This is a genomic window from Bradyrhizobium elkanii WSM2783, from assembly GCF_000472865.1.
Classification (GTDB): Bacteria; Pseudomonadota; Alphaproteobacteria; order Rhizobiales; family Xanthobacteraceae; genus Bradyrhizobium; species Bradyrhizobium elkanii_A.
In genome coordinates, this window is record NZ_AXAP01000006.1 from 84,161 (window position 1) to 107,068 (window position 22,908).

The following is a 22,908-nucleotide window of genomic DNA, read 5'->3' on the forward strand; positions in this document are numbered from 1 at the left end:
ACGTAATACCTTAGCGTTCGATAGTGCCGATGCGGCGGATCTTCTTCTGCAGCAGCAAGACGCCGTAGAGCAGCGCTTCCGCCGTCGGCGGACAGCCCGGCACGTAGATGTCGATCGGCACGATGCGGTCGCAGCCGCGCACCACCGAATAGGAATAGTGGTAGTAGCCGCCGCCATTGGCGCACGAGCCCATCGAGATCACGTAGCGCGGCTCCGGCATCTGGTCGTAGACCTTGCGCAGCGCCGGCGCCATCTTGTTGGTCAGCGTGCCCGCGACGATCATCACGTCCGACTGCCGCGGCGACGCGCGTGGCGCAAAGCCGAAACGCTCGACGTCGTAGCGCGGCATCGAGACCTGCATCATCTCGACCGCGCAGCAGGCCAGGCCGAACGTCATCCACATCAGCGAGCCGGTACGGGCCCAGGTGATCAGGTCGTCGGCAGCCGCGACGAAGAAGCCCTTGTCGGAGAGCTCGTGGTTGATCTCGCGGAAATACGGATCATTGGCGCCGACCGGCTTGCCGGTGGCGGGATCAAGGATGCCCTTGGGCGCCGGCGCGATCGCCGGCCGGGGTGTTGCGACGGTAGGGCTCAATCCCATTCGAGCGCGCCTTTCTTCCATTCATAGGCAAAGCCGACCGTCAGCACGGCCAGAAACACCATCATCGACCAGAACCCGGTCGCGCCCAGCTTGCCGAACGCCACCGCCCAGGGGAACAGAAACGCCACTTCGAGGTCGAAGATGATGAAGAGGATCGCCACCAGATAAAAGCGGACGTCGAACTTCATACGGGCGTCGTCAAAAGCGTTGAATCCGCATTCATAAGCGGAGAGCTTTTCCGGATCGGGCTGCTGGAATGCGAGCAGGAATGGCGCGATCAGGAGCGCCAGGCCGATCACGCCCGCGACCCCGATAAACACCACAAGTGGAAGATAATTCTGCAGGATGCCGTTCATCGGCGGTGCCTTCTTGCTGCGGTTTCGGACGGCCGCAGATTCGTGTCATTGGAATTATTCTTGAGCCTTAGCGCAGCGCAACAGAGGGCGCAAGACAAGCTATTTTAAAGCTCTGCCGGGCGGAGCCGCCTCCGATCAACCGGTGTTGAATGCTCGTTCTCGCCCCACATGAAGAACGCGTGACCTCGAAGGTTCGTGCCCCAGATTTGCAGCTCCCGATCGCTCAAATCCACAGTGGCCAATAATCGCCCGGCCGTCTCTGCGCGCCTCTCGTTTAGTTGAACCGCAGCGGTCCTGTCGGCCGACACGGTATGTTGGCCCGCCGCCCCTGTGGCAGCGTTATCCCCAAGGAATCCTCCGTCATTTGTGACTTTTTTCCTTTGGCCCCGGCCTCCTGCGCTCAGACACGCTTCGCACGAAACCAATCCCGCCGAGCAACGAAACCATTTCGGGAACCCGCGAAACCATCCTGAAACAGATTAAAGCTACCTGTCTTCCTGACAGGCGGCGGCAAAGTTCGCCCGGAGGCGTCAGATGAACCACTCAATTCACTCGGCGGATCGCTCGACCCACCTGAAGATCGTGGTGGTCGCGCTGGTGGCGGGCATTGCGGTCACAGCCTTGGGTATCGCCGCGCGCAACAATTCGGAGTTCACCCAGACCGCCCAAACCCAGGTGGTGAAGGCTGGCAAGCCGGTGGCAATTACCAGCTCGGGGACCTCCACGGTCCGCTGACCCGCACATTCCCTGACAAGAAGGCACCGAAGGCCGCCTCCGGGCGGCTTTGTTCTTTGGTGGGCTTGCGAAGCTGACAGGCCGCCCGGTTTGGAACAGCCTGTACCAATCCGGCGCAGGCGCTGGCAAAATCGCCCCCACCTTTCGCCGCCGCCAACCTGGATTCGGCTGCACGACGGCCTATGCGGCGGGCCGAAAACCCCGAAAACCCCGCCTCCGCTACCGCCGTTAACCGCATTACCTGGGTTTCGGCCCCCCTGATGGCCTCCCTCGTCACTGCGGCACGATCGCTGCCCTTCCAAGGCATCTTCCGTCGCATCCGCCCCGATGCGGCACAGAGGCAGCCTGGAGGATTGCATGTCCGTCACCCACTACGCGCCGCCGTCGGCGGGTCTCGCCGACTACATCGCCATCGCCCGGCCCGATCACTGGATCAAGCACGTGCTGATCGTGCCAGGCGTCGCCTTCGCGATGATCATGGCAGGGACCGGACCGGTCGACTACGCGACGGTGGGAGAACGCCTGCTCGCCTGCCTGTTCGTCGCCATGGCGCTGTCGTCCGCCAACTACACCATCAACGAATGGCTCGACGCCCCCTTCGATGCGATGCACCCGACCAAGCGGGCGCGTCCGGCAGTGCAGACCGCGATGTCGCCCAGCATCGTCTTCGCCCAGTATATCCTCTTGACCGGCGTGGGCCTGCTCGTCGCCAACCAGCTCGGCCGGAGCTTCGCCCTCACCGCCGCCGTATTCGCCGCTTTCGGCGTCATCTACAACGTGCGCCCGATCCGCGCCAAGGATCGCGCCTTCCTCGACGTCATCGTCGAGTCCCTCAACAATCCCCTGCGCTTCCTGTTCGGCTGGTTCGCGGTGGTCCCGCATATCGCCCCGCCGATCTCGATCCTGCTTGCCTACTGGTTCGGCGGCGCCTTCCTGATGGCCGCCAAGCGCGTTTCCGAACATCGCGCCATCGTCGAGGCCGGCGGCACCGCCAACCTCGCCGCCTATCGCCCCTCCTTCGCCGTCTATACGCATTCGAGCCTGGTGACGAGCTGCCTCGTCTACGCCCAGGGCTTTGCGTTCATGATGGCGATCTTCCTGATCAAGTACCGGATCGAATACATCGTCGCGATCCCGTTCCTGATCGCGCTGTTCGCCGCTTATATGCGGCTTGCTCTAACCCCGGACTCCGCGGCGGCGCGGCCCGAAGAGCTGATGCGGCAGCCGTCCATGCTGATTGCCGCCGCCGTCACCATGGCGCTGTTCGGCATCCTGACTTTCGTCGACCTGCCGCTGCTCAACAGCCTCACCAGTTCGGACCTCATCCGTCTCAGCACGGGCCAGTGACCATGTCGATGACGGCCTCCCTGAGCGCCCCACGAAACTACGCCGGCGTCGCGGTCGCGACGCTGGCTTTTGCCGCGCTGGCGCTTTTGCTCGACGGCCCGGTCTGGTTGGTCAAGCTGGTGCCGACCCAGGATGGCCCGGTGCATCTGGCACAGGCCGATCTGATCGCCCGCTTCGGCTGGGGTGGCGTCCTGCAGGAGCCTGCCGCCTCCTTCTACCAGTGGAATTCGCGCATCGAGCCGAACTCCGCGATCTATCTGTTGCTCGCCGGCCTGATCCGGCTGACCGGCAATCCGCTGCTCGCCAACACGCTGTTTCTGAGCCTGTACGGGCTGATCTGGATTGCCGCCGCCTTTGTGGTGTCCCGCACGGAAACCGAGCGGCCGCTGCTGCCGATGCTGCTGCTGTTGCCGGTTGCCTTCGGCGTCTTCATCCATTGGGGCTTCTACAATTTCGCCCTTGGCGTGCCGCTATTCCTCTTGTTCGCAAGCTTCTGGAGCAAGGTGCGCGGGCGCGGTGACATCTTCACCTTCTTCGTCACCGCACTATTCCTGGCGGCCCTCTACCTGACCCACATCACCTCCGTGGTCGCGGCCTGCCTGCTGCTTGCGGCTGACGGTATCGCCCGTGCGCTCCGCACGCTGGAGCACGCCGGCCCGCGCGCCGCCGGCCGACGATTGCTCGTCGATGGCGTCTGGTCCGCTGCGGCCGCCATGCCGGTGCTGGTCCTGATCGCAGGGTTTCTCCTCGCCTACCAGAACATTCCCGGCGAGGTGCCGGGCGGCGAAGGCGGCATCACGCAGATCCTGCGCCGGATCCTTGCCGCCACGCACCTCTTCACCTTCACCGCCTGGGAAGTGGTGGCGCTGGCGCCGCTTCTGGCGGCGGTGCTGGTGACCGGCGCCATGGCGCTGCGGCGCTTGCGGGCGGGCAACCTGACCTGGCCCATCTTCTTCGTCCTTGTCGTGCTGCTGTCGCTCCTCAACCTGAAGACCGGCTCGGCGCTGCTGTCGGAACGGCTCGCTCCCTATAGCTGGATCGCGGTCGTGCTCTTCATCGCGAGCCGCCAGCCACGCGAAGCACTGGTGCGCATCCTGTGCTTGGCCGCGATCGCCGGCCTGGTCGGCCAGACCGCGATCCGCACGGCGGCCTACAAGAGCTGGGCGCCGGTGCTGGAAAGCGAGCTTGAGATCGGCCGCGAGAACCCCGGCAGGACCTTCGTCAATGCCGATCTGATCGCCCAGCGCGACAGCTCCCTGTTCGCCTGGCGCATTCGCCCCACTTTGCATGCGGCCCAGACCGCGGCGCTGGCCGCCCGCGGCGCAGGTCTCTCGTCCACGCTGCCCTCGACCCGCTATTTCGGCTATTTCCCGCTGCAATATGTATCGTCGCACGATTTCCTGCGGGCGACCACCGACTGGGAAAGCGAGCGCGACGCTGCTGAGCTCGCAAAATTCCGCAACTCCAATCACGGCGCGCCGCAGGTGCTGATCGTGTCGTCCTCCGATCAGAGCGGATCAGCCGTCGCAAGCAATCTCGGCTATGGCGACTGCAGGGTAAGCCAGAGCGGCGGACGCGAGATTGTGGCCTGCACGGTTCCGAACCAGTTGAGTGCGATGCGTGACTGACCTTACCCTGAACGTTGCCTCAACACCGCGGAAGCAGCGGGACGCACGCATGGCCGCCGATACGCTGCTGGGCCTGCCGATATCGATGCCGCTGGTGCTGGACCTCGACGGCACGCTCATCAAGGGCGATCTCCTCTATAAGAGCTTCTTCTCGATCCTGCGCCGCAATCCGCTGATCGTGCTCGCCTGCGCCAGATGGCTGTTGCGAGGACGCGCCGCGCTCAAGCGCCAGCTTGCGCTGCGCAACCGCATCGACTGGGATCGGCTCGAATTTCATCATGAGGTCATCGCGTTGGCGCGCCTGGAGCAGGCCGCCGGCCGCATGATCGTGCTCGCTACCGCCGCCGACGCCGTGCTCGCCGGCCAACTCGCATTCCGCCTACCCGTCTTCGATCAGGTGTTCGCCTCCGATGGCAAGGGAAACCTGAAGGGACCGGCCAAGGCCGCGTTGCTCCGCGAGCTATTTCCGGAAGGCTTCATCTACGCCGGCGACAGCAAATCCGACCTCGCGGTCTGGGCCCACGCCAGCGGCATCATCCTCGTCAACACGCGACGATCGGTCCGTGACGCCGCGCTGGCGCTGGGACGGCCAACGCTGGATTTATCCGCCCGGCCAGACAGCCAGCGTTAACAAGCCCTAACGCAATCGTTCGATTGCAACCGACGTTGCGATCCCAAGCTTAAATTTCGGCGCGTATAGAGAGGGCCAGTAGGACCCTCGCCGCCGATGAATCTGCATCAGGAAACATACGCCTCCAGCTTCAAGATCGTCTGCACCGATTGCGGCAGCCTATCGATCAAGCTGGAGAGACCGGCCGCCGCATCCGGTGACACGGTCATCGAATGCCGCTGCTGCAGCGCTGTCCGCGGCACATTGGCCGATCTCAGGGAGATAGCCCGCCGCGGCCGGGACCTCTACGAATTCTAGTCTGGGCCAGAATCTGGCGGTCTCCGCCGTCAGGCGGCGGTCAAGCGAGCGCCGACACCCGGTACCGGAATGGCATTGATCGGACCGTCTACCCAGGCTTGCTCTTCAATATCGGGCGCACTGCTTCGCAGCTTTGCGGCGTATCCCAGAAACAGGAACAAGGCGACGTCCCTGCTGATCCTGCCATGCGCCATGCTCAGCATGAGCGTGAATACCAGGCTGCACAGCACGAAGCGGGCTTCGCGGTTGATCCTCGCCAGCGACAACATCCGCGTTCCCATCGCGTGATAGAGCAACAGGATGAGGAAGATACCCGCCGGCCAGCCGAATTCGATGATGGCCTGCAGGATCGAGTTGTGAACCTGGAAGCCTTTCAGGCACGACCGCTGGGTGAAACCGTCCAGTCCCAGTCCCGTCAGCCCCGCTTCCGGCAGCAACGCGAAGGCGTCCTTGTAGAGCTGCTGCCGGATGACGATCGAATTGTCCAGGTCGATCGAAGGACAAGAGGCTTGCGAAGGCGGAGGCGGCACTGGCGGAGCTGCCTCGGTCGCGATGCGGCCTGATGCGGCGGGGGCTGGCAGTGCACTTGCCGGCGGCGAAACCGGCGGCGCCGGCGATTCATCGTTGCCCGGCTCAGCAACCTGAAAACCCAACGCGGCTCCGGCGAGCTTGGCGAATCTGAGCGTTGTTGATGACCTGACGACTGCGCCAAGCGCAACCGAAGCGATCGTGACGCACACGATCACGGCAATGAATTTGCGCTGGCCGGCCTTGGCGACCAACATCGCTGCGAGCAGCGCCACCACGATCACGATGAAGGAGTAGCGTACCATCGACGCCGCGAAGATGACCAGGGGTACGGCCGCGAGGATCGAGATCCATGCAGTCCGTCGCCAATTGAGTTCTGTGCAGGCCAGCGCCAGAAGCAGCAAGCCAAGCGACGTCGTGAATTGCGCCGGCGCAGCGTCGTACTCGTCAAAGACCAGCGGTTTACCATGGTGGTCGTTCCATTGGCCAAGCAGCGCCACCAGTGTGACGACGGCTCCGACCGCCACGATCGCGCCTGTGACAACCACGAAGGCTTGGGGAACTTGGCCGCAACGGGAGCTCACCCTGATCGCGGGATAAGCCGCAAGCGACAACCCCAGAAGGGCGGCCTCTTTCGGCGCGGCGACGCCGTTGACGGCGAACGAGAGCGCGATGCCGCAACAAAACAGCACGAACAGCACGTCGCAAATGTCGGGCCTGAACTCACGCCATCTCGCCAGAAGAAGCAGCGCAGCAATTGGCGTGGCCAGCAGCAGACCGGTGATTGTCGAGCCAGCCCCGGCGAAACCGTGCGCGAGCACCGCAAACGGCCCAGCAGATAGCAGGATGGCGAACAATACCGATTGCAAAGCCCGGCCCTCGTGAAACTGATAGTGTCGAAGCTCGATCAGAAGAGTTCTCAGAAAAGCTCTATATCGACTCCGTGACAGTTCTCGCAATTCCAAAGGTAGCAGCACGCGCCGGTCGCCAGTCGACGTAAATTCGCTCTATGCTTGTGGCAACACGATGGCACCTCCAAGCGCTTTCCAGCCCGCCATCTGATGGAACCCGGCGAGTCGCCTCAGGGCAGGAAACGCGGAGCCTTCCGTGCAGCGCCGCTGATTCCCTATCAACACGCTGCAAAGCCCTGCAGGACACGGGGAATCTCAACGTCCTTGACTTCAAAAGACCGCCCCTTTAAGTCCCCCACGTCTCGCGGAATTGCGCATCACGCGGGAGTAGCTCAGTTGGTTAGAGCGCCGGCCTGTCACGCCGGAGGTCGCGGGTTCGAGCCCCGTCTCTCGCGCCATTTTGGCGATGTGTATCAAACAGTTAGCTCCGCGCTCGACTTTCGATCCGCTCCCTTCGCCAAACTTCCCGCCGGCAACTCGGCGCCTTCAGTTGTTGCGAACGGACCCGTTCGCACAACCGTTTCGTAGCTGCGACGTTTGGCGGTTTTGCGGTTTCGATGCAGGAAACGCCTGATTTTCGGGCGAAACGGCGTAGTCAGTCAGGGTCCGAATCGACTAAGGCCTGAAATGTCAGGGTTTCCTGGACCCTCGCCATCGAGACCCCCTAGGGCTCCAGATCTCCCGTCGACGCGTTTTCCCCAACGATTCAGCATCCGCTTCGTTCGAAAACGCTTCTTTAAGCCGTTCATCACGAGGAGGGCCACACATGGCGAAGAAAGCAGCGACCCCGGCGACCATCACCCTGAAGCATCTGGCGGCGGCGATCGCCGAAGACCAGGAACTCTCCAAGAAACAGGCCGAAAGCATCCTGACCGACGTCGTGACGCGAATCACCAAGCACCTGAAGAAGGGCGAGCGTATCCGCATCGTCGGCCTCGGCATCCTGCAGGTGCGCAAGCGCGCCGCCCGGATGGGCCGCAACCCCGCCACCGGCGAGCAGATCCACATCAAGGCCAGCAAGAAGGTCGCCTTCCGCCCCGCCAAGGAACTCAAAGAAGCCATCTGATCGGCCAAAGTGACCGGCCGAGTGATCGGCCAAGCCCTTCGTTCAGTCAGCGCCACTCCGGCTCTTCGACGCAGCCCCCGGAGTGGCGCTTTTCTGTTATAGAGCCAGCCCAATCCCTCTCGTGGAATTGCGGTCACCATGCTGGCTCCAACGCTTGATTTCAAACACACCGTCACCGAGCGCTTCCTGCGCTACGTCGTGATCGACACCCAGTCCGATCCGGAATCGCCGACCTGCCCTTCCACCGAGAAGCAGAAGGATCTCGGCCGCCTCCTCGTCTCGGAATTGCAGGCGATGGGGCTCAGCGACGCCCACCTCGACCAGCACGGCTATGTCTATGCGACCATCCCGGCCACATCAGACAAGAAGGTGCCGGTGCTCTGCTTCTGCTCGCACATGGACACCTCGCCGGACTGCACCGGCAGGAATGTGCGGCCGCAGATCGTCAAGAACTATCGCGGCGGCGACATCGTGCTGCCGGCCGACCCCGCGCAGGTGATTCGGGCCGCCGAGCATCCAGCGCTGTCCGACCAGATCGGCAACGACATCATCACAACCGACGGCACCACGCTCCTGGGAGCGGACAACAAGGCCGGCGTCGCCGAGATCATGGATGCCGCCCATTTCCTCGTTAACAATCCCCAAGTGAAGCACGGCACCATCAAGATCCTGTTCACGCCCGATGAGGAGATCGGCCGCGGCGTCGACAAGGTCGACCTGAAGAAACTCGGCGCCGATTTCGCCTACACGATCGACGGCGAGACCGCCGGCCATATCGAGGACGAGACCTTTTCCGCCGACGGCGCCACCATCACGATCGAAGGCGTCTCCACCCATCCCGGTTTCGCCAAGGGCAAGATGGAGCACGCGATCAAGATCGCCGCGGGGATCATCGAGCGGCTGCCGAAGACGACCTGCTCGCCGGAGACCACCGAAGGCAAGGAAGGCTTTCTGCATCCGATCGCGATCTCGGGCGCGCTGGAGCAGGCCAGGCTCGACTTCATCGTGCGCGATTTCACGGAAGCCGGGCTGAAGGAGAAGGAGGCGCTGCTGGAGGCCATCGTCAAGGATGTGATGAAGGCCTATCCGCGCTCGACCTACCGCATGGAGGTCAAGCAGCAGTACCGCAACATGAAGCAGGTGATCGACCGTCACCCCGAGATCGTCGACTACGCGGGCGAGGCCATCCGCCGCGCCGGCCTGACCCCGGTGAAGACCTCGATCCGCGGCGGCACCGACGGCTCGCGCCTCTCGTTCATGGGCCTGCCCTGCCCCAACATCTTCGCCGGCGAGCACGCCTTCCACTCGCGCCTGGAATGGGTGAGCCGGCAGGACATGGAAAAGGCGGTGCAGACCATCGTGCATCTCGCGATGATCTGGGAGCAAAGAGCCGGCGTTGATATTGCTTAGGTAAGTCAGTCATCTCCACCACAAATCGCCGCGTGATGCGGCGTGGTGATGCAATGACTGGGACTATATATAAAGGCTACTGCGTCGGCTGCCCCTTCGACATCGGCAAGCCGGCGACCGAGATGGGCTTCAATCTGGGCTGCCTGACCGGCGTCGGAGAGATCGCCACGCTCTGCAACGCCAGAGGCACCGCATGGGCTTGCCACTCCGAGTCAGACAAGTTCTGCTGCGGCCGCCCGACGCAACATGCCGCTCTTGCCCTTGCTAAACCCGCGCCGCAGATCAGGGCGCGTATGACGTCTGCTGTGCCCCCGATAGCAGCGCAATAGCGGACCTCAATAGAAGTCCGAGTTGGGCCAACAGGAGACATCGGTTCACTCACCGCTTTTCCGCACCAAACGCATGTCCGGCACCGGAAATGCGCCGGCCGGGCCCGATCAGCTCAATCCCTCCTCAGCGAGCGCCTGGATCACGGAGGGGAGTGCCTTCATCCGATCGAAGTAGCTCCGCAAATTTTCCCGCAGCTCGACACCGCTTTTCGGTGCCACCCTCAGGACCCAGAAGAGATAGCAATCAGCAATCGTCATCATATCACTAACCAAGAATGCTTTTTCGCCCATCTGATCTGCAAGGATGGCGAAAGCCTTTTTCAGTTTTTCTCGGGCACGCACCTTTTCCGGTTCCGGAAAGTCCTTAAAGAACGGGGTGTAGTTTCCATGGATTTCGGAGGACATGAAGGCGAGCGCCTCGAGCGTCCGCCACCTGAGAATGCCTTCCTTGGGCAGAAGCTTGCCGCTTTGCTCGGCAATATAGGTCAAGATGGTCTGGTTCTCCGTGAGGATCGTTCCATCGTCCAGCTGAAGAGTTGGAATATACCCCTTGGGATTGATCGACAGGAGATCGCGACCGTCTTCGGTCTTTTTCTCCCGGTCGATGCCAAGCAGCTTGTATGGAAGCCGGGCTTCGATGAGCGCGATATGATCGGCCAAGCTGCACGCTGCCGGATAGTAAATGAGGTTCATGGCGGTCTCCGCGCAGAAGACCCGTCTCGAGACTCTCGGTTCGGAGACAAGGTCCATATTGTTGACCACAGCCATTTATGTAACTTAAAAACAGCCGTCAAAAGCATATTTTTAGGAGCAGGTCAGATGGATGTGACCGCCGATCCGGCAGAAGCTGACTGCAAGGCGGTAAGTGAAATTCTCAACCGCGTCGGCGACAAATGGACGATCCAAGTGGTCGTCGCGCTTCGAACCGGAGGTCAGCGCTTCAATGCAATTAAGCGGAAAGTCGGCGGCATCTCGCAGCAGATGCTCATCAGAACGCTTAAGGCTCTAGAACGAGACGGTATGGTGAAACGCACCGTTCGCCACAGCGCGCCACCGCAGGTCGAATATGCGCTGACTCCGCTCGGACTTTCATTGTCAAAGACAGTGCGACACCTGGCCGATTGGGCGGCAACCCATAGAGAAAAAATCAAGCGCAATCGTCTTCAGTATGACGCTCGCAAGGTTTGACGGCTGCGCGTCCGACATAGGCGAGACGTCTGCTACGGGTCACTCGCGTCATTTTTGGCCTGTTCGCCGAACGTCTGCTTCTCCCCTGACAGCGGCTGAATAGCAGACATCCTCCAACCGCTGCATGGGGCTAACAGCGGATACCAAACGTGCTGCCCAGCGAGCCATCAGCCGAGGCCCTCCACGCCGACCAAACGCGCTGAGCTGCAAGAGTCTCTTATGCTTTTGAGTCCTTGGTACGTTGCGCCATTGTAAAAGGCCTCAAATGCCGCAATTGACGGGAATTCCAACAAGACAATCCTGCGAGGTTCCCAATCTCCTTCGTAGACCTTGTGAGCTCCGCCTCGAGCCAGATATTTGCCTCCGGCCATCTCCAGCGCAGGCTTCACACCCGACATGAATTCCTGGTATTGCTTTGGGTCACGAATATCGACGTCAAAAATCATGTAAGCCGCCATTTGCGGTCTCCCGATCCAGTTGTATCGAACGCCGCTCCCCAGTGAGGCAGCATCGGGGGCTGCATCCACTCGCGTCAAATCAAATGTCCGCTAAGGGCAAGCGGTAATGCTGAGACTGGTCGTAAGATGACCGCTTTCGTCAGAACCTGACATCCACGGCTTTATGACTACACACCCTAACTAAATGGTATCAATATTTCTTTGGGACATCTTCCACATAGACTTCGCACCTAGCGAGACCGAAAGCCTTCTGGCGCGCTCGTCAGCACCATTTTCGCGAGCGCATCAGAAGGAAGGAGCGATGAAAACTAAATTCTATGGCAAGCGTGGCCGGTCTAGGTCCGCACGCGATCACCGCCGGCACAACAAAGTGAAACGCCAGTTCAAGGCCCGCTGCGCTCGCACCGTCGGCAAATGGGGCTACTGACCCTCGTTCGCGTCGTCGCGCCGCACTTCGTCGCCGGCTTCGAAACCGACGGCGTTGTGCGGCGCGCGGCACCGATCATCAAAAAGCTGGTCGGAATGACCGACGAAGAGGCTCGCGCCTTCATTCACTCGAAGGGATGGAAAGCGAGCATCGTCAAGTGAGCACTGGCACGGACTACATATCGATAGCGCTTCGTGATTAGCGCCGGCCGGGTTGTTGATGATTTCGGACCCAAAAACCTTTATGCCCGGCCGCCGAGTTCGCACCGAGGAAAAGCCGGAGCTTTGCTTCTCTATTTATGATCTATTTATTGTCGACTGGTTGTGGCCGATTAATTGACTCTAGCGGTACGCGAGCGCCAGACTCACGAACCTTCAGCACTAGTTGTTTTGCCTTACAGCATTGTAATGCGGTTTACGGGATGGCTTCCGCAAACGGGGAGCACACCGAATGACAACTCTTTTTCCCATCATGATCGAAGTAGAGGAGCCGAGGCTTGGCGCGGTGTTGCGCCTCCTTCACCACACAGAAGGCGTGGCGAGATTTCACCTCGACTTCGATAAGCTGAAGACACCTCGCGGCGCGGCCAAGCGAAACGGAAGAGAAGAGCGACACGCTCCACCGCGACCACCGCAAAAATCCATCATCATCACGGCGCTGATGGCCGGGCCGCAGAGTATTGATGGGCTCAAACTCGCAATTGAGAGACATGGGCACAGGGCCAGCAACGCCGTCGATACCGCCCTCACCGCTCTGCGCCGTCAAGGCATCACCGAGTCCGCCGGCCATGGAATGCATCAACTGACCCAGAAGGCACGTGAGCAGCTTGAAGCGCATCAGCGCGAGCGGCAGCAGGGCGACGCGATGTCATTGCCGCCTCCCACCGAGAAGACGCCCGTCTCGAAGGCGGCAAGCCAGATGAGGAGAGCCTGAGCATGGCAGCGCAAGTCAAGCTGTACCGGACCTACCGCTTCATCGACAAAGACCCGGTGATCGACGAGATCAGGACGCTTGTTCAGGATGAAGGCCTGATCAAAAAACTCGAGCTGGTGCATCAATTATCCGGCGTCGCGACGACGACCATCGACAACTGGTTCAACGGCGAAACCAAATCGCCGCAGAACCGCACGATCATGGCCGTGGTCACGGCGCTCGGCTACAAGCACTCCTTTGTCAAGGAGCGCGATCTCGACGTCGACAAAGAATTAAAGATCGCTGCCCGTTGGGCTGAGCAGCAGAACAGCCAAGCGCAAGCGTCACGCCGGAAGAAGCTGCACACGCATGAGCGCTCCGGCAGTTCTCTCAGCGAAGGATTTGCTCGAGCAAGGGTGCTGGGCTGAGCACGATGACGGCTCGCTGCTCCTTGTTGGGAGCGCCGAGGGCGAGTGCGTCGCTTATTGGTTGTTTGACATGGCGCAGACGCCGCCGATCATACGTCGCCGTGCGCTGCCGAAAGCGAAGTTCGAGAAGGTGTTTGCTGACAAGAGCGATTTCCTTTGGACGTGGCGGCATGAGCAGACGCCATTTCCGTGGTGTCGCCTCATCAAGGCCGCCAATCAGCCGTGGTGGAGCACGGCCGAGTTTTCCACGCCATGTCCACAAAATCCCATGGCGATGGAAAGACGCGGGGGCGGACAGCGCCCTGTCCGTTCCCCGCGCTCTCTTTAGGGGGCGATGTTATGACCTATACAGATCTTCTTCTGTGCTTTGTCTTCATCCTGCTCATCTACCTCCTGCTCGAGGTGAAGGAGCTTCGCAACCAGATCCGCTATTATTTGGCGCGTCCGGATGACGGAGATCCACCGAAGTAACCGTCGATCACCGAGGAGTTCTGGTTGACGGGATCATCCCAAGTTCCGGGAAATGAACCACGAGCCGGCGTCTGGAGGAGGATGTTGTTGGTGGGCACTGCGGTTCACCGGCATCGTGTGGCAGGAGATTGATCACAACCTGATCCTCCGCCACGTCACGAGCAAAAAGGGGAAGGAAACGGAGGTCGACCTCAAGCTGGCACCGATGGTGCTGGAGGAGTTCGGGGAGATGATCGGAGGTCAGCCCCTTGTTGTTGTCGATCAGGTTACCAAGAAAGTGTCGGTGAACCGCCACCTCCTGCCGGCCTCGGGTCCTGTCATCGTCTGTGACACCAGCGGCCTGCCTTGGACGGACTGTGAGTGGCGCAGGAAGTGGCGTAAGGTGGCCCGAACCTGCGGCATCCCCGACAACGTTTGGAACATGGACAGCCGTTCTGGGGCGATCTCGGAGGCCATTGATGCCGGCGTGCCGCTCGAGTTCGTCCGCCACGCGGCGACCCATAGCGATATCGCCCAGACGCAGGAATACGACCGGGTGCAGGCCAAGGCGACCGCCAGGACCATGAAGGCCCGCGTCGAGAACCGGAACAAGCAGTTGGGCCGGCCAGATGACCAGAAGTAGAGAAATGCGAAACCTAGCAACGTAAAAACGTACCAAGAACGCGATTGACTGACTGATGACTGACTTTCTAGAAAATATCAACGATTTCAATTCGTTGGAATTTTGCTCACTCTTCTGGGAAGAGCGGGCGTAGCGGTTACGTACGCAAGCTCTCTCCCCTCGTCATTGCGGCGAGTTGCTACGAAGCCTTTGCCGTGACGATCCAGATCGAGGCAGGCAGCATCACTGAATTGCCTTTGACGAACGGCGCGAGCGCCTCGCGGATCGCACCGGCGGCAGCGGTGCGGAGTTCAGGCGGCTGATCCTGCAGCGCCCGGCTGACCGGCCCGATCTCGAGCGCGCCCTGCACGGCGCCATCGAGGCCGCCGCCGATCGCGGCATCGAGCGAGAGCGGGCGCGGCTCCATCTCCACATTCGTAAAGCCGGCCGCGCCGAGGATGCGTTGCACACGCTCCTCCGAGGCGAACGCGAACGGCCCGGGATCCTCGGGCCCCTGCTGCGGCAATTTTGGCACGTGCTTGTAGGCGGCCTGCAACGGCGCCATGAAGAACGGATTCTCGCGCGGCTCGCGCCAGCAGACGAACGCAAGCCGCCCCGACGATCGCAGCGCCTTCCTCATATTCGCAAACGACACCGCGGGATCGGCAAAGAACATCACGCCGAACCGCGACGCCAACAGGTCGAAACTTGCGGGAGCGAACGGGTACACCGTTGCGTCCGCTAGCGCGTACTCCAGCGACAATCCCGGCGTCACGCGTTGTCGCGCCCGCTCGAGCATCGGGCCTGATACGTCGATGCCGAGCACGTGGCCGGACGGCCCGACCTTCCCTGCAAACGCGACGGTGGTCGCGCCGCTGCCGCAGCCGATGTCGATGACGCGCTCGCCTGTGTTCGGCCTGGCGCGATCGATCAGGATATCGAGGACCGGTGCCAACAGGACGTCCTGCGCTGCTTGCCGGTCAGCCCAGCGCTGGCCACCCGGCCCATTCCAATAGGCGATCTGGTCGGCGTTCTGCTCGTGGCCAAGGGCGGCGTTCATCATTGCGGTGCCTGCTTCGCGGCGCTGCCGGTCTTGGATTTCTTCTGCGTTGTGTGGCTGGCCGGCGGAGCCGCGTTGTCACTGCGCACAGCGCCCCAGGGATCGCTGGGCCCTGCCTTGTCGGGAATGTTGCGCAACGACTTCTTGTAGGCGCGCTCGGCGTTGCGCTCCTCCTCCTTCTGCGACGGACTCTTCTCCTTGTCGATGTCACCATATTGCGGCACGGCATTCTGTGCGAACGCCGATCCGGCCATCAGCGCGATCATCACGGCGGCAACAAAGACTCGCATGGGCAGCTCCCGGGGTTTTCATGCAATGATATCACCCGCTTGGGCGCATCGCCAATCCTCCGGCGAGCGCAGCGCCGCGCATTGAGGCCGCATTGCTTTCACCGAATGGCCACATGAAAAGCAGATGCCTACCAGATTTCCCGGATAGGACTTGTTTGGTCTTCAACCTGGAAAGGCATGACCATGCGCATCTTTACGGCATCCGCCATCATTGCAGCTCTCTGCCTCGGAACACCATCTTTGGTGCTGGCGCAGGGAACTCCCTCGCAACGTGGGGCGGAGTCGCCGCCCGCTCAGTCCGAGCCCGGCACCGTGATACGGACCATACAGGTTGTCGACGTCAAGGAACTGCAGCCGGCGGTGCGCTCGAAAGTCGATGAGATCATCTCGCAGACGAGCGACGAGGACATGCAGTCACTTCGGAAGACCATCGACGCGACGCCGCAGGCGGTATCCGCGCTCAAGGCCAAGGGCGTGACGTCGTCGCAAGTCGTTGCCATCAACATCGCCGATGGCATCCTGACGATGTTCACCAAGACGGCGTGAGATCGGGATATCATTTCGGCAGGCTGAGTCTGCGTCGGTGCGGCATCGAACTTGCCGCACCAATTCGCCTTCGCTCTGCGAAACTTCGGCCCGCCGAGCCGAAGCCTGCGCAGAGCGCATTCGCGCGAGCTCAATTGTGACTGGTGCGCTATCATTGCCCATCTGAAATCCAGCCGTTGCGGCTCCGCGACGGCGAAACTATGGGTCATGCGCACCATCGAGGATCATTATGAGCTTGAGAGAAGGCGCCGCGGCCATCGTGATCGATACAGATGGTCGCTTTCTCATGCAATTGCGCGACGACAAGCCCGGTATCGTCGATCCCGGCAAGATCAGCCTTTTTGGTGGCCGACGCGAAGGCAATGAGACTTTCAGGGACTGTATCGCCCGTGAGATCCACGAAGAACTGGGCTGCCATCTGCCGGCAGAGCGCTTCCAGCATCTCGCGCGCCGCGTTGGTTCAAACCACCCGATTACCGGTGGCCACTTTCACGCCGAGATATTTATCGTCCGATCGATTTGTTCTGAAGAGCTGACGATTACTGAGGGCAAGCTAAAGACGTTCACGCTCGCCGAACTCTGTCAGATCAGGGAATCTCTCGCACCGCTTGCCCAATTTGCCGTCGACGCCTTCTTGTCGGAGGCCAAAGCGACCGACATGGCGCAAGAGTAGAACAGCCCTGCGCTACAAAAGCTGATCTTCGCGGGTGAACAAGGATGAACGCTGACGAACAGCACCAGTCCGCCTTCGCTCTCCAAGCTCCGGCTTGCCGAGCCGAAGCCCGCAGAGCGAAGGCTGGTGGGCGGCGAGAGATTCGAACTCCCGACCCTCTCGGTGTAAACGAGATGCTCTAACCAGCTGAGCTAGCCGCCCTCGCCTGCTTCTTTACCCTCGCCCTGCCCCGCGACGCAAGGTGGGCGACTACAGCATTTTCGGTTCTGATTGAATCAGAACCGAAGCTCTAGACTCTTGTTTTGACGCGTTTTCTTCACGCGAACCGGTGTCCACCCCCGGATCAAGTCCGCCGAGGGCATGCTTCGCTCGAACACGCTATCATCATTCAGTCGGAAGTCCCGGCAATGCCTTGAGATCATTGATCCAGGGCGCGGCCGAGCGGCACCAGATTTGGCGCCGCGGCTGCAATTGGTCGCGCTGGCGGATGCTGCCCCAGCGGATGCCCCAATCCTCAGGGCCACCGTCCTCGCCGCTCGTGAACAGCGGGGAACCGCATTCGGGGCAGAAATGCTGGAAGCGGATCCGGCCATTGTCGCCGGGCTTCCCATAGATTTTCGGCGATTTGCCCGTGAGGCGTATCGCTTCGCCGGCGCAGATCACTGTGACGCGGTAGGGCGAGCCGGTCAGCGTCTGGCAATCCGTGCAGTGGCAGATCGAGACCCGCTCCGGATCGATATCGGCATCAAAGGTCACGAAGCCGCAATGGCATTGTCCGTCGATCTTCATGGCACCCTCCTCTCTGCCTGCCGCTTGTCCTGGCGCGTTATCTTCCGCGAAACTCCCATAACAAAAACGGCGCCCGAAGGCGCCGTTCGTTGTTCAAGCAATCCGGTCCGGTCAGTGCGCCGTCAGGCCGCCGGTCTCTTCGGCAGCGTCGGGCTTGACGTCGACCTTGGTCTCCTCTTCCCAGACGATCGGTGTGGGCACCCGCACCAACGCCCTGGCGACGACCTCGTCGAGCCGGGAGACCGGGATGATCTCCATGCCGCCCTTGATCGCATCGGAAATCTCCGTGAGATCCTTGGCGTTGTCCTCGGGGATCAGCACCGTCTTGATGCCGCCGCGGGCGGCAGCCAGGAGCTTCTCCTTCAGACCGCCGATCGGCAGCACGCGGCCCCGCAGCGTGATCTCGCCGGTCATCGCGACCTCGTGGCGGACCGGAATGCCAGTCATGACCGAGATGATCGCGGTGGCCATCGCCACGCCTGCGGACGGTCCATCCTTCGGCGTCGCACCCTCGGGCACGTGCACGTGGATATCGCGCCTGTCGAATAGCGGCGGCTCGATGCCATAGGTGATCGCGCGCGAGCGGACGTAGGACGCCGCCGCCGAGATCGATTCCTTCATGACGTCGCGCAGATTGCCCGTGACCGTCATCTTGCCCTTGCCGGGCATCATAACGCCTTCGATGGTGAGCAACTCGCCGCCGACATCGGTCCAGGCCAGACCGGTGACGATACCGACCTGGTCCTCGCTCTCGATTTCGCCGAAGCGGTACTTCGGCACGCCGAGGAACTCTTCGATGTTCTTCTCGGTGACCTTGACCGACTTCTTCTTGGAGATCATCAGCTCCTTCACCGCCTTGCGGGCGAGTGTGGAGAGCTCACGCTCCAGATTGCGCACGCCCGCTTCGCGGGTGTAGCGGCGGATCATCAAGAGCAGCGCATCGTCATCGATCGACCATTCCTTGGAATCCAGACCATGCTTGGAGAGCGCGTTCGGGATCAGGTGCTTGCGCGCGATCTCGACCTTCTCGTTCTCGGTGTAGCCGGCGATCCGGATGATCTCCATGCGGTCCATCAGCGGTCCGGGAATGTTGAGCGTATTCGCGGTCGTGATGAACATCACGTTCGACAGGTCGTAGTCGACCTCCAGGTAGTGGTCGTTGAACGTCGAGTTCTGTTCGGGATCCAGGACCTCGAGCAGCGCCGATGACGGATCGCCGCGGAAGTCGGCGCCCATCTTGTCGATCTCGTCGAGCAGGAACAGCGGATTGGAGGTCTTCGCCTTCCGCATCGACTGGATGATCTTGCCGGGCATCGAGCCGATATAGGTGCGGCGGTGACCGCGGATCTCGGCTTCGTCGCGCACGCCGCCGAGCGAGACGCGCACGAATTCACGCCCCGTCGCCTTCGCGATCGACTTGCCGAGCGAGGTCTTGCCGACGCCGGGAGGCCCGACCAGGCACAGGATCGGTCCGGTCAGCTTGTTGGCGCGCGACTGCACCGCGAGATACTCGACGATGCGGTCCTTGACCTTCTCGAGCCCGTAATGGTCGGAGTCCAACACCGCCTGCGCGGCTTCCAGGTCCTTCTTGACCTTGGACTTCTTGTTCCACGGGATCGACAGCAGCCAGTCCAGATAGTTGCGCACCACGGTCGCTTCCGCGGACATCGGCGACATCTGACGCAGCTTCTTCAGCTCATGCTGCGCCTTTTCGCGCGCTTCCTTGGACAGCTTGGTCTTGTTGATGCGCTCTTCCAGATCGGCCAGCTCGTCGCGACCTTCGTCGTCGCCAAGTTCCTTCTGGATCGCCTTCATCTGCTCGTTCAGGTAATACTCGCGCTGGGTCTTCTCCATCTGGCGCTTGACGCGCGAGCGGATGCGCTTCTCGACCTGCAAGACCGAGATCTCGCTCTCCATCAGGCCCAGCACCTTCTCCAGGCGTTGGGTGACCGACAGCGTCTCCAGGATCGCCTGGCGATCGGCGATCTTGACCGCCAGATGCGAAGCGACGTTGTCGCTCAGCTTGGCGAAATCGGTGATCCCCTGAACAACGCCGACGACTTCGGCGGAGATCTTCTTGTTCAGCTTCACATAGCTCTCGAAATCGGACACGACCGAGCGCGCCAGGGCTTCGGCTTCAACCGAATTGGCGTCGGTGTCGGCGAGCGCGACGGCGGTCGCCTCGTAGAACTCGCTGCGGTCGGCGTATTTCTCGACGCGTGCGCGCTCGAGCCCTTCGACCAGCACCTTCACGGTGCCGTCGGGCAGCTTCAGGAGCTGCAGCACGCTCGCGAGCGTTCCCGTCTCGTAGATCGACTCGGGCGCCGGATCGTCGTCGGACGCATTCTTCTGCGTCGCGAGCAGGATCAGCGCATCGTTCTTCATCACTTCTTCAAGAGCGCGGATCGACTTCTCGCGGCCGACGAAGAGCGGCACGATCATGTGCGGGAAGACAACGATGTCACGGAGCGGCAGCACCGGATAAGAATGGCTTTCGCCGTAGACAATCGATGGCCGGGGTTTTGAGGTTGTCATGGCCTATTCCTTTCGTTGTGCCCCCTTGCACGCGGCCCGCTTGCTTGCGCAACCACCACAAGGTGCCTGTATGATCCGAATGTCGCTCGGCCATCGGCCGCTCGTTTCAGATATCAGATGACGAATCTTGAGACGTAAATCTTCATCACCGACAGCATTAGGTGGCTATCGGCCATGGGGGTGTCAAGTACTTAGAAATACCGGAAAATCCGGAATAAACACGCAGCATTAATTACATCGAAATGGCCACCGGGAATCCGGTAGCCATCGGTATTTGCGTTCATTCAGCGGCCGCCCGCGAGCGCGATCAGGCGCTCGCGCTGCTCTCGACCGCGCGGTCGGAACGATCCGCGTAGATATACAGCGGACGGGCCGTTCCCTCCACCACCTCGCGCGAGATCACAACCTCCTCCACGCCTTCGAGGCCCGGAAGATCGAACATGGTCTCGAGCAGGATGCTCTCCAGGATCGAGCGCAACCCGCGCGCGCCGGTCTTGCGTTCGATCGCCTTGCGGGCGACCGCGCCAAGCGCCTCGTCGGCGAAGGTCAGCTCGATATTCTCCATCTCGAACAGCCGCTGATACTGCTTGACCAGGGCGTTCTTCGGATCGGTCAGGATCTTCTTCAGCGAGGTCTCGTCGAGATCCTCCAGCGTCGCGACCACCGGCAAGCGGCCGACGAATTCCGGGATCAGACCGTACTTCAGCAAATCCTCCGGTTCGACGTGGCGGAAAATCTCGCCGGTGCGGCGATCTTCCGGCGCGAGCACCTGCGCCGCAAAGCCGATCGAGGTCGAGCGGCCGCGTGCGGAGATGATCTTCTCCAACCCGGAGAAGGCGCCGCCGCAGATGAACAGGATGTTGGTGGTGTCGACCTGCAGGAATTCCTGCTGCGGATGCTTTCGGCCGCCCTGCGGCGGAACGGAAGCCACCGTGCCTTCCATGATCTTGAGCAGCGCCTGCTGGACACCCTCACCCGACACGTCGCGCGTGATCGAGGGGTTGTCCGACTTGCGGCTGATCTTGTCGATCTCGTCGATGTAGACGATGCCGCGCTGCGCGCGCTCGACATTGTAGTCGGCCGCCTGCAGCAGCTTCAGGATGATGTTCTCGACGTCCTCGCCGACATAGCCGGCTTCCGTGAGCGTCGTCGCGTCCGCCATCGTGAAGGGCACATCGAGGATGCGCGCCAGCGTCTGCGCGAGCAGCGTCTTGCCCGAGCCGGTCGGACCGATCAGCAGGATGTTCGACTTCGCGAGCTCGACGTCGTTGTGCTTGGTCTGGTGATTGAGCCGCTTGTAGTGATTGTGCACGGCAACCGACAGCACCTTCTTCGCATGGCTCTGGCCGATGACGTAATCGTCCAGCACCTTGCAGATTTCCTTCGGAGTCGGGATGCCGTCGCGCGACTTCACCAGCGAAGACTTGTTCTCCTCGCGGATGATGTCCATGCAGAGCTCGACGCATTCGTCGCAGATGAAAACGGTTGGACCCGCGATCAGCTTGCGGACTTCATGCTGGCTCTTGCCGCAGAACGAGCAATATAGCGTGTTCTTGGAATCGCTCGTGCCGACCTTACTCATTCTTATCTCCGTCCGCCGTTCGAACCCGTCGCTCCATCGACCTATTCCGGTACTGTCCGGGCTTTAGGTGTAGATAGAGCAAAAACCGTACCAAAAAAGACCCTACTTAATACTGATCCGGCGAATCGCGGTTCAGTCGAATCTCCCCCGCAACTACATCCGATACGCCAGAGCCAACCATGCTGTCATCCGACTATCAAGAATTCGCTAACCGGGTGCTTGCCGGGCACCGTGACAATACCGTGATTTATAACGTCCGCACGTGGATAACCTGTCGAAAACGCACGGTCGTTGCGAGATTGCCACGCGACACAGCGATGCGAAAGCGGAACTTTCTGCCCAAGTTGGGGCATACTGCACCGCAATCGCCTGAGTTTGCCGACAGGGATTTCGTCGTCAACGCCAAAATCGCGCAAGCGATCCCGTAAGACTACGCGGCTTTTGCTGCAGCCGGATCGTCAGGACGCTTGTCGATCACCTTGTCGACGAGACCAAACGCTTTCGCGTCGTCCGCCGTGAGGAACTTGTCGCGCTCGAGCGCATCCTCGATGGCCTTGTAGGTCTGGCCGGTGTGCTTGACGTAGATTTCGTTCAGCCGCTTCTTGAGATTCAGGATCTCCTGCGCGTGCAGCATGATGTCGGTGGCCTGGCCCTGGAAACCACCGGAGGGCTGGTGCACCATGATGCGCGAGTTCGGCAGCGTGAAGCGCATGTCCTTCTCGCCGGCGGCGAGCAACAGCGAACCCATCGAAGCCGCCTGCCCCGTGCACAGCGTCGACACCGGCGGGCGGATGAATTGCATGGTGTCGTAGATCGCAAGGCCCGATGTCACCACGCCGCCCGGCGAGTTGATGTACATCGAGATTTCCTTCTTCGGATTCTCGGCCTCGAGGAACAGAAGCTGCGCGACGATCAGCGTCGACATGCCATCTTCGACCGGGCCGGTCACGAAGATGATGCGCTCCTTCAGCAGGCGCGAGAAGATGTCGTAGGCGCGCTCACCGCGGTTGGTCTGTTCGACGACCATCGGCACGAGGTTCATGTAGGTTTCAACGGGATCGCGCATGGGGTTACCCCTGGAGTTGGCGGGGCCGAACGTCCGCCGGCTG

27 protein-coding genes and 2 tRNA genes are annotated in these 22,908 nt (G+C 61.3%); 17 read left to right on the plus strand and 12 right to left on the minus strand.

Annotated elements, in window-relative coordinates:
* Window positions 1–10: 10 nt before the first annotated feature.
* Together YY7_RS0108050 and YY7_RS0108055 are read right to left on the minus strand one after the other, a co-directional pair.
* Complete coding sequence (locus tag YY7_RS0108050; protein WP_028162803.1) at window positions 11–601, minus strand: NuoB/complex I 20 kDa subunit family protein; 591 nt, start codon at window positions 599–601, stop codon at window positions 11–13.
* Entirely contained in the window at window positions 592–957 is a 366-nt protein-coding gene (locus YY7_RS0108055) for an NADH-quinone oxidoreductase subunit A (RefSeq protein WP_028162804.1), read from the minus strand. Before YY7_RS0108055 ends, YY7_RS0108050 begins: the two co-directional genes overlap by 10 nt.
* A 534-nt stretch (window positions 958–1,491) precedes the next feature.
* Here YY7_RS0108055 and YY7_RS0108060 point away from each other — a divergent pair.
* The 5 genes from YY7_RS0108060 (at window position 1,492) to YY7_RS0108080 (ending at window position 5,595) form a co-directional block, all read left to right on the plus strand.
* Window positions 1,492–1,692, plus strand: coding sequence for a hypothetical protein (locus tag YY7_RS0108060; protein WP_028162805.1), 201 nt, complete (start codon window positions 1,492–1,494; stop codon window positions 1,690–1,692).
* A gap of 357 nt (window positions 1,693–2,049) precedes the next feature.
* Window positions 2,050–3,039, plus strand: a complete 990-nt coding sequence (locus YY7_RS51015) for a UbiA family prenyltransferase (protein ID WP_051396594.1) — start codon at window positions 2,050–2,052, stop codon at window positions 3,037–3,039.
* 8 nt (window positions 3,040–3,047) lie between these two features.
* On the plus strand, window positions 3,048–4,667 hold the full coding sequence (locus YY7_RS0108070) for a hypothetical protein (protein WP_155255079.1): 1,620 nt from the start codon (window positions 3,048–3,050) through the stop codon (window positions 4,665–4,667).
* Between the two features lie 49 nt (window positions 4,668–4,716).
* The gene (locus tag YY7_RS51020) at window positions 4,717–5,298 is read left to right on the plus strand and encodes a haloacid dehalogenase-like hydrolase (protein WP_051396595.1); all 582 of its coding nucleotides are present in this window, start codon (window positions 4,717–4,719) and stop codon (window positions 5,296–5,298) included.
* Window positions 5,299–5,394: 96 nt separating this feature from the next.
* Window positions 5,395–5,595 carry a hypothetical protein gene (locus tag YY7_RS0108080; RefSeq protein WP_028162807.1) on the plus strand — a complete coding sequence of 67 codons (201 nt, stop codon included), beginning with the start codon at window positions 5,395–5,397 and terminating at the stop codon, window positions 5,593–5,595.
* Between the two features lie 29 nt (window positions 5,596–5,624).
* Here YY7_RS0108080 and YY7_RS0108085 read toward each other — a convergent pair whose 3' ends face one another.
* Window positions 5,625–6,992, minus strand: coding sequence for an O-antigen ligase family protein (locus YY7_RS0108085; RefSeq protein ID WP_028162808.1), 1,368 nt, complete (start codon window positions 6,990–6,992; stop codon window positions 5,625–5,627).
* A 363-nt stretch (window positions 6,993–7,355) separates the two neighbouring features.
* Between YY7_RS0108085 and YY7_RS0108090 the strand changes: the two genes are divergently transcribed.
* The 3 genes from YY7_RS0108090 to pepT all read left to right on the plus strand — a co-directional run bounded on the left by YY7_RS0108090 (window position 7,356) and on the right by pepT (window position 9,510).
* Window positions 7,356–7,432: transfer RNA gene (locus YY7_RS0108090), tRNA-Asp, on the plus strand.
* 368 nt (window positions 7,433–7,800) lie between these two features.
* The gene (locus YY7_RS0108095) at window positions 7,801–8,100 is read left to right on the plus strand and encodes an HU family DNA-binding protein (RefSeq protein ID WP_027580650.1); all 300 of its coding nucleotides are present in this window, start codon (window positions 7,801–7,803) and stop codon (window positions 8,098–8,100) included.
* Between the two features lie 138 nt (window positions 8,101–8,238).
* Window positions 8,239–9,510: a peptidase T gene (pepT, locus tag YY7_RS0108100; RefSeq protein ID WP_028162809.1), complete on the plus strand. Its 1,272-nt coding sequence runs from the start codon at window positions 8,239–8,241 to the stop codon at window positions 9,508–9,510.
* A 437-nt stretch (window positions 9,511–9,947) separates the two neighbouring features.
* On the opposite strand, the gene YY7_RS0108110 is transcribed toward pepT, so the two are convergent.
* On the minus strand, window positions 9,948–10,532 hold the full coding sequence (locus tag YY7_RS0108110; RefSeq protein WP_028162810.1) for a glutathione binding-like protein: 585 nt from the start codon (window positions 10,530–10,532) through the stop codon (window positions 9,948–9,950).
* Between the two features lie 126 nt (window positions 10,533–10,658).
* On the opposite strand from YY7_RS0108110, the gene YY7_RS0108115 reads away from it, so the two are divergent.
* The gene (locus YY7_RS0108115) at window positions 10,659–11,027 is read left to right on the plus strand and encodes a winged helix-turn-helix transcriptional regulator (protein WP_028162811.1); all 369 of its coding nucleotides are present in this window, start codon (window positions 10,659–10,661) and stop codon (window positions 11,025–11,027) included.
* A gap of 167 nt (window positions 11,028–11,194) precedes the next feature.
* Here YY7_RS0108115 and YY7_RS0108120 read toward each other — a convergent pair whose 3' ends face one another.
* Complete coding sequence (locus YY7_RS0108120) at window positions 11,195–11,485, minus strand: DUF1330 domain-containing protein (RefSeq protein ID WP_028162812.1); 291 nt, start codon at window positions 11,483–11,485, stop codon at window positions 11,195–11,197.
* A gap of 414 nt (window positions 11,486–11,899) precedes the next feature.
* Between YY7_RS0108120 and YY7_RS60125 the strand changes: the two genes are divergently transcribed.
* The 5 genes from YY7_RS60125 to YY7_RS56405 all read left to right on the plus strand — a co-directional run bounded on the left by YY7_RS60125 (window position 11,900) and on the right by YY7_RS56405 (window position 14,345).
* Entirely contained in the window at window positions 11,900–12,073 is a 174-nt protein-coding gene (locus tag YY7_RS60125; RefSeq protein ID WP_155255080.1) for a hypothetical protein, read from the plus strand.
* 289 nt (window positions 12,074–12,362) lie between these two features.
* Window positions 12,363–12,845 carry a hypothetical protein gene (locus YY7_RS0108130; protein WP_028162813.1) on the plus strand — a complete coding sequence of 161 codons (483 nt, stop codon included), beginning with the start codon at window positions 12,363–12,365 and terminating at the stop codon, window positions 12,843–12,845.
* A gap of 2 nt (window positions 12,846–12,847) precedes the next feature.
* Window positions 12,848–13,252, plus strand: a complete 405-nt coding sequence (locus YY7_RS0108135) for a hypothetical protein (RefSeq protein ID WP_028162814.1) — start codon at window positions 12,848–12,850, stop codon at window positions 13,250–13,252.
* Between the two features lie 339 nt (window positions 13,253–13,591).
* Entirely contained in the window at window positions 13,592–13,723 is a 132-nt protein-coding gene (locus tag YY7_RS64345; RefSeq protein ID WP_283806993.1) for a hypothetical protein, read from the plus strand.
* Between the two features lie 52 nt (window positions 13,724–13,775).
* Window positions 13,776–14,345 (plus strand): hypothetical protein, encoded by a 570-nt coding sequence (locus tag YY7_RS56405; protein ID WP_028162816.1) that lies wholly within the window; start codon window positions 13,776–13,778, stop codon window positions 14,343–14,345.
* A gap of 178 nt (window positions 14,346–14,523) precedes the next feature.
* Here the strand turns inward: YY7_RS56405 and YY7_RS0108155 are convergent, their stop codons facing one another.
* Window positions 14,524–15,384 (minus strand): class I SAM-dependent methyltransferase, encoded by an 861-nt coding sequence (locus YY7_RS0108155; RefSeq protein WP_028162817.1) that lies wholly within the window; start codon window positions 15,382–15,384, stop codon window positions 14,524–14,526.
* On the minus strand, window positions 15,384–15,674 hold the full coding sequence (locus YY7_RS0108160; protein ID WP_028162818.1) for a hypothetical protein: 291 nt from the start codon (window positions 15,672–15,674) through the stop codon (window positions 15,384–15,386). The genes YY7_RS0108155 and YY7_RS0108160 overlap by 1 nt, the downstream gene beginning before the upstream one ends.
* Window positions 15,675–15,857: 183 nt before the next feature.
* On the opposite strand from YY7_RS0108160, the gene YY7_RS0108165 reads away from it, so the two are divergent.
* Together YY7_RS0108165 and YY7_RS56410 are read left to right on the plus strand one after the other, a co-directional pair.
* Complete coding sequence (locus YY7_RS0108165) at window positions 15,858–16,220, plus strand: hypothetical protein (protein WP_035689585.1); 363 nt, start codon at window positions 15,858–15,860, stop codon at window positions 16,218–16,220.
* 229 nt (window positions 16,221–16,449) lie between these two features.
* Entirely contained in the window at window positions 16,450–16,893 is a 444-nt protein-coding gene (locus YY7_RS56410; RefSeq protein WP_051396597.1) for an NUDIX domain-containing protein, read from the plus strand.
* A gap of 124 nt (window positions 16,894–17,017) precedes the next feature.
* Here the strand turns inward: YY7_RS56410 and YY7_RS0108175 are convergent.
* The 4 genes from YY7_RS0108175 to clpX all read right to left on the minus strand — a co-directional run bounded on the left by YY7_RS0108175 (window position 17,018) and on the right by clpX (window position 21,799).
* Window positions 17,018–17,094, minus strand: a tRNA-Val gene (locus tag YY7_RS0108175).
* Between the two features lie 183 nt (window positions 17,095–17,277).
* Window positions 17,278–17,682, minus strand: coding sequence for a GFA family protein (locus YY7_RS0108180; RefSeq protein ID WP_028162820.1), 405 nt, complete (start codon window positions 17,680–17,682; stop codon window positions 17,278–17,280).
* A gap of 111 nt (window positions 17,683–17,793) precedes the next feature.
* Window positions 17,794–20,217: an endopeptidase La gene (lon, locus tag YY7_RS0108185; protein ID WP_028162821.1), complete on the minus strand. Its 2,424-nt coding sequence runs from the start codon at window positions 20,215–20,217 to the stop codon at window positions 17,794–17,796.
* A 307-nt stretch (window positions 20,218–20,524) separates the two neighbouring features.
* Window positions 20,525–21,799: an ATP-dependent Clp protease ATP-binding subunit ClpX gene (clpX, locus tag YY7_RS0108190; RefSeq protein WP_024506813.1), complete on the minus strand. Its 1,275-nt coding sequence runs from the start codon at window positions 21,797–21,799 to the stop codon at window positions 20,525–20,527.
* 179 nt (window positions 21,800–21,978) lie between these two features.
* On the opposite strand from clpX, the gene YY7_RS60130 reads away from it, so the two are divergent.
* A complete protein-coding gene (locus YY7_RS60130; RefSeq protein WP_155255081.1) occupies window positions 21,979–22,227 on the plus strand; it encodes a hypothetical protein in 249 nt (82 codons plus the stop codon).
* A gap of 2 nt (window positions 22,228–22,229) precedes the next feature.
* On the opposite strand, the gene YY7_RS0108200 is transcribed toward YY7_RS60130, so the two are convergent.
* A complete protein-coding gene (locus tag YY7_RS0108200) occupies window positions 22,230–22,865 on the minus strand; it encodes an ATP-dependent Clp protease proteolytic subunit (protein ID WP_028162822.1) in 636 nt (211 codons plus the stop codon).
* Window positions 22,866–22,908: the final 43 nt, after the last annotated feature.

Coding starts and splice junctions, on each gene's coding strand:
- YY7_RS0108060 (WP_028162805.1), top strand. CDS start 1,492: ATGAACCACTCAATTCACTCGGCGGATCGCTCGACCCACCTGAAGATC.
- YY7_RS0108115 (WP_028162811.1), top strand. CDS start 10,659: ATGGATGTGACCGCCGATCCGGCAGAAGCTGACTGCAAGGCGGTAAGT.
- YY7_RS60130 (WP_155255081.1), top strand. CDS start 21,979: ATGCTGTCATCCGACTATCAAGAATTCGCTAACCGGGTGCTTGCCGGG.
- YY7_RS0108200 (WP_028162822.1), bottom strand. CDS start 22,865: ATGCGCGATCCCGTTGAAACCTACATGAACCTCGTGCCGATGGTCGTC.
- YY7_RS0108135 (WP_028162814.1), top strand. CDS start 12,848: ATGGCAGCGCAAGTCAAGCTGTACCGGACCTACCGCTTCATCGACAAA.
- YY7_RS0108180 (WP_028162820.1), bottom strand. CDS start 17,682: ATGAAGATCGACGGACAATGCCATTGCGGCTTCGTGACCTTTGATGCC.
- YY7_RS56410 (WP_051396597.1), top strand. CDS start 16,450: ATGAGCTTGAGAGAAGGCGCCGCGGCCATCGTGATCGATACAGATGGT.
- YY7_RS0108070 (WP_155255079.1), top strand. CDS start 3,048: ATGACGGCCTCCCTGAGCGCCCCACGAAACTACGCCGGCGTCGCGGTC.
- YY7_RS51020 (WP_051396595.1), top strand. CDS start 4,717: ATGGCCGCCGATACGCTGCTGGGCCTGCCGATATCGATGCCGCTGGTG.
- YY7_RS0108110 (WP_028162810.1), bottom strand. CDS start 10,532: ATGAACCTCATTTACTATCCGGCAGCGTGCAGCTTGGCCGATCATATC.
- YY7_RS60125 (WP_155255080.1), top strand. CDS start 11,900: ATGGGGCTACTGACCCTCGTTCGCGTCGTCGCGCCGCACTTCGTCGCC.
- YY7_RS0108095 (WP_027580650.1), top strand. CDS start 7,801: ATGGCGAAGAAAGCAGCGACCCCGGCGACCATCACCCTGAAGCATCTG.
- YY7_RS0108080 (WP_028162807.1), top strand. CDS start 5,395: ATGAATCTGCATCAGGAAACATACGCCTCCAGCTTCAAGATCGTCTGC.
- YY7_RS0108165 (WP_035689585.1), top strand. CDS start 15,858: ATGCGCATCTTTACGGCATCCGCCATCATTGCAGCTCTCTGCCTCGGA.
- YY7_RS0108050 (WP_028162803.1), bottom strand. CDS start 601: ATGGGATTGAGCCCTACCGTCGCAACACCCCGGCCGGCGATCGCGCCG.
- YY7_RS0108155 (WP_028162817.1), bottom strand. CDS start 15,384: ATGAACGCCGCCCTTGGCCACGAGCAGAACGCCGACCAGATCGCCTAT.
- YY7_RS0108120 (WP_028162812.1), bottom strand. CDS start 11,485: ATGGCGGCTTACATGATTTTTGACGTCGATATTCGTGACCCAAAGCAA.
- YY7_RS0108130 (WP_028162813.1), top strand. CDS start 12,363: ATGACAACTCTTTTTCCCATCATGATCGAAGTAGAGGAGCCGAGGCTT.
- YY7_RS51015 (WP_051396594.1), top strand. CDS start 2,050: ATGTCCGTCACCCACTACGCGCCGCCGTCGGCGGGTCTCGCCGACTAC.
- YY7_RS0108055 (WP_028162804.1), bottom strand. CDS start 957: ATGAACGGCATCCTGCAGAATTATCTTCCACTTGTGGTGTTTATCGGG.
- pepT (WP_028162809.1), top strand. CDS start 8,239: ATGCTGGCTCCAACGCTTGATTTCAAACACACCGTCACCGAGCGCTTC.
- lon (WP_028162821.1), bottom strand. CDS start 20,217: ATGACAACCTCAAAACCCCGGCCATCGATTGTCTACGGCGAAAGCCAT.
- YY7_RS64345 (WP_283806993.1), top strand. CDS start 13,592: ATGACCTATACAGATCTTCTTCTGTGCTTTGTCTTCATCCTGCTCATC.
- YY7_RS0108160 (WP_028162818.1), bottom strand. CDS start 15,674: ATGCGAGTCTTTGTTGCCGCCGTGATGATCGCGCTGATGGCCGGATCG.
- clpX (WP_024506813.1), bottom strand. CDS start 21,799: ATGAGTAAGGTCGGCACGAGCGATTCCAAGAACACGCTATATTGCTCG.
- YY7_RS56405 (WP_028162816.1), top strand. CDS start 13,776: ATGAACCACGAGCCGGCGTCTGGAGGAGGATGTTGTTGGTGGGCACTG.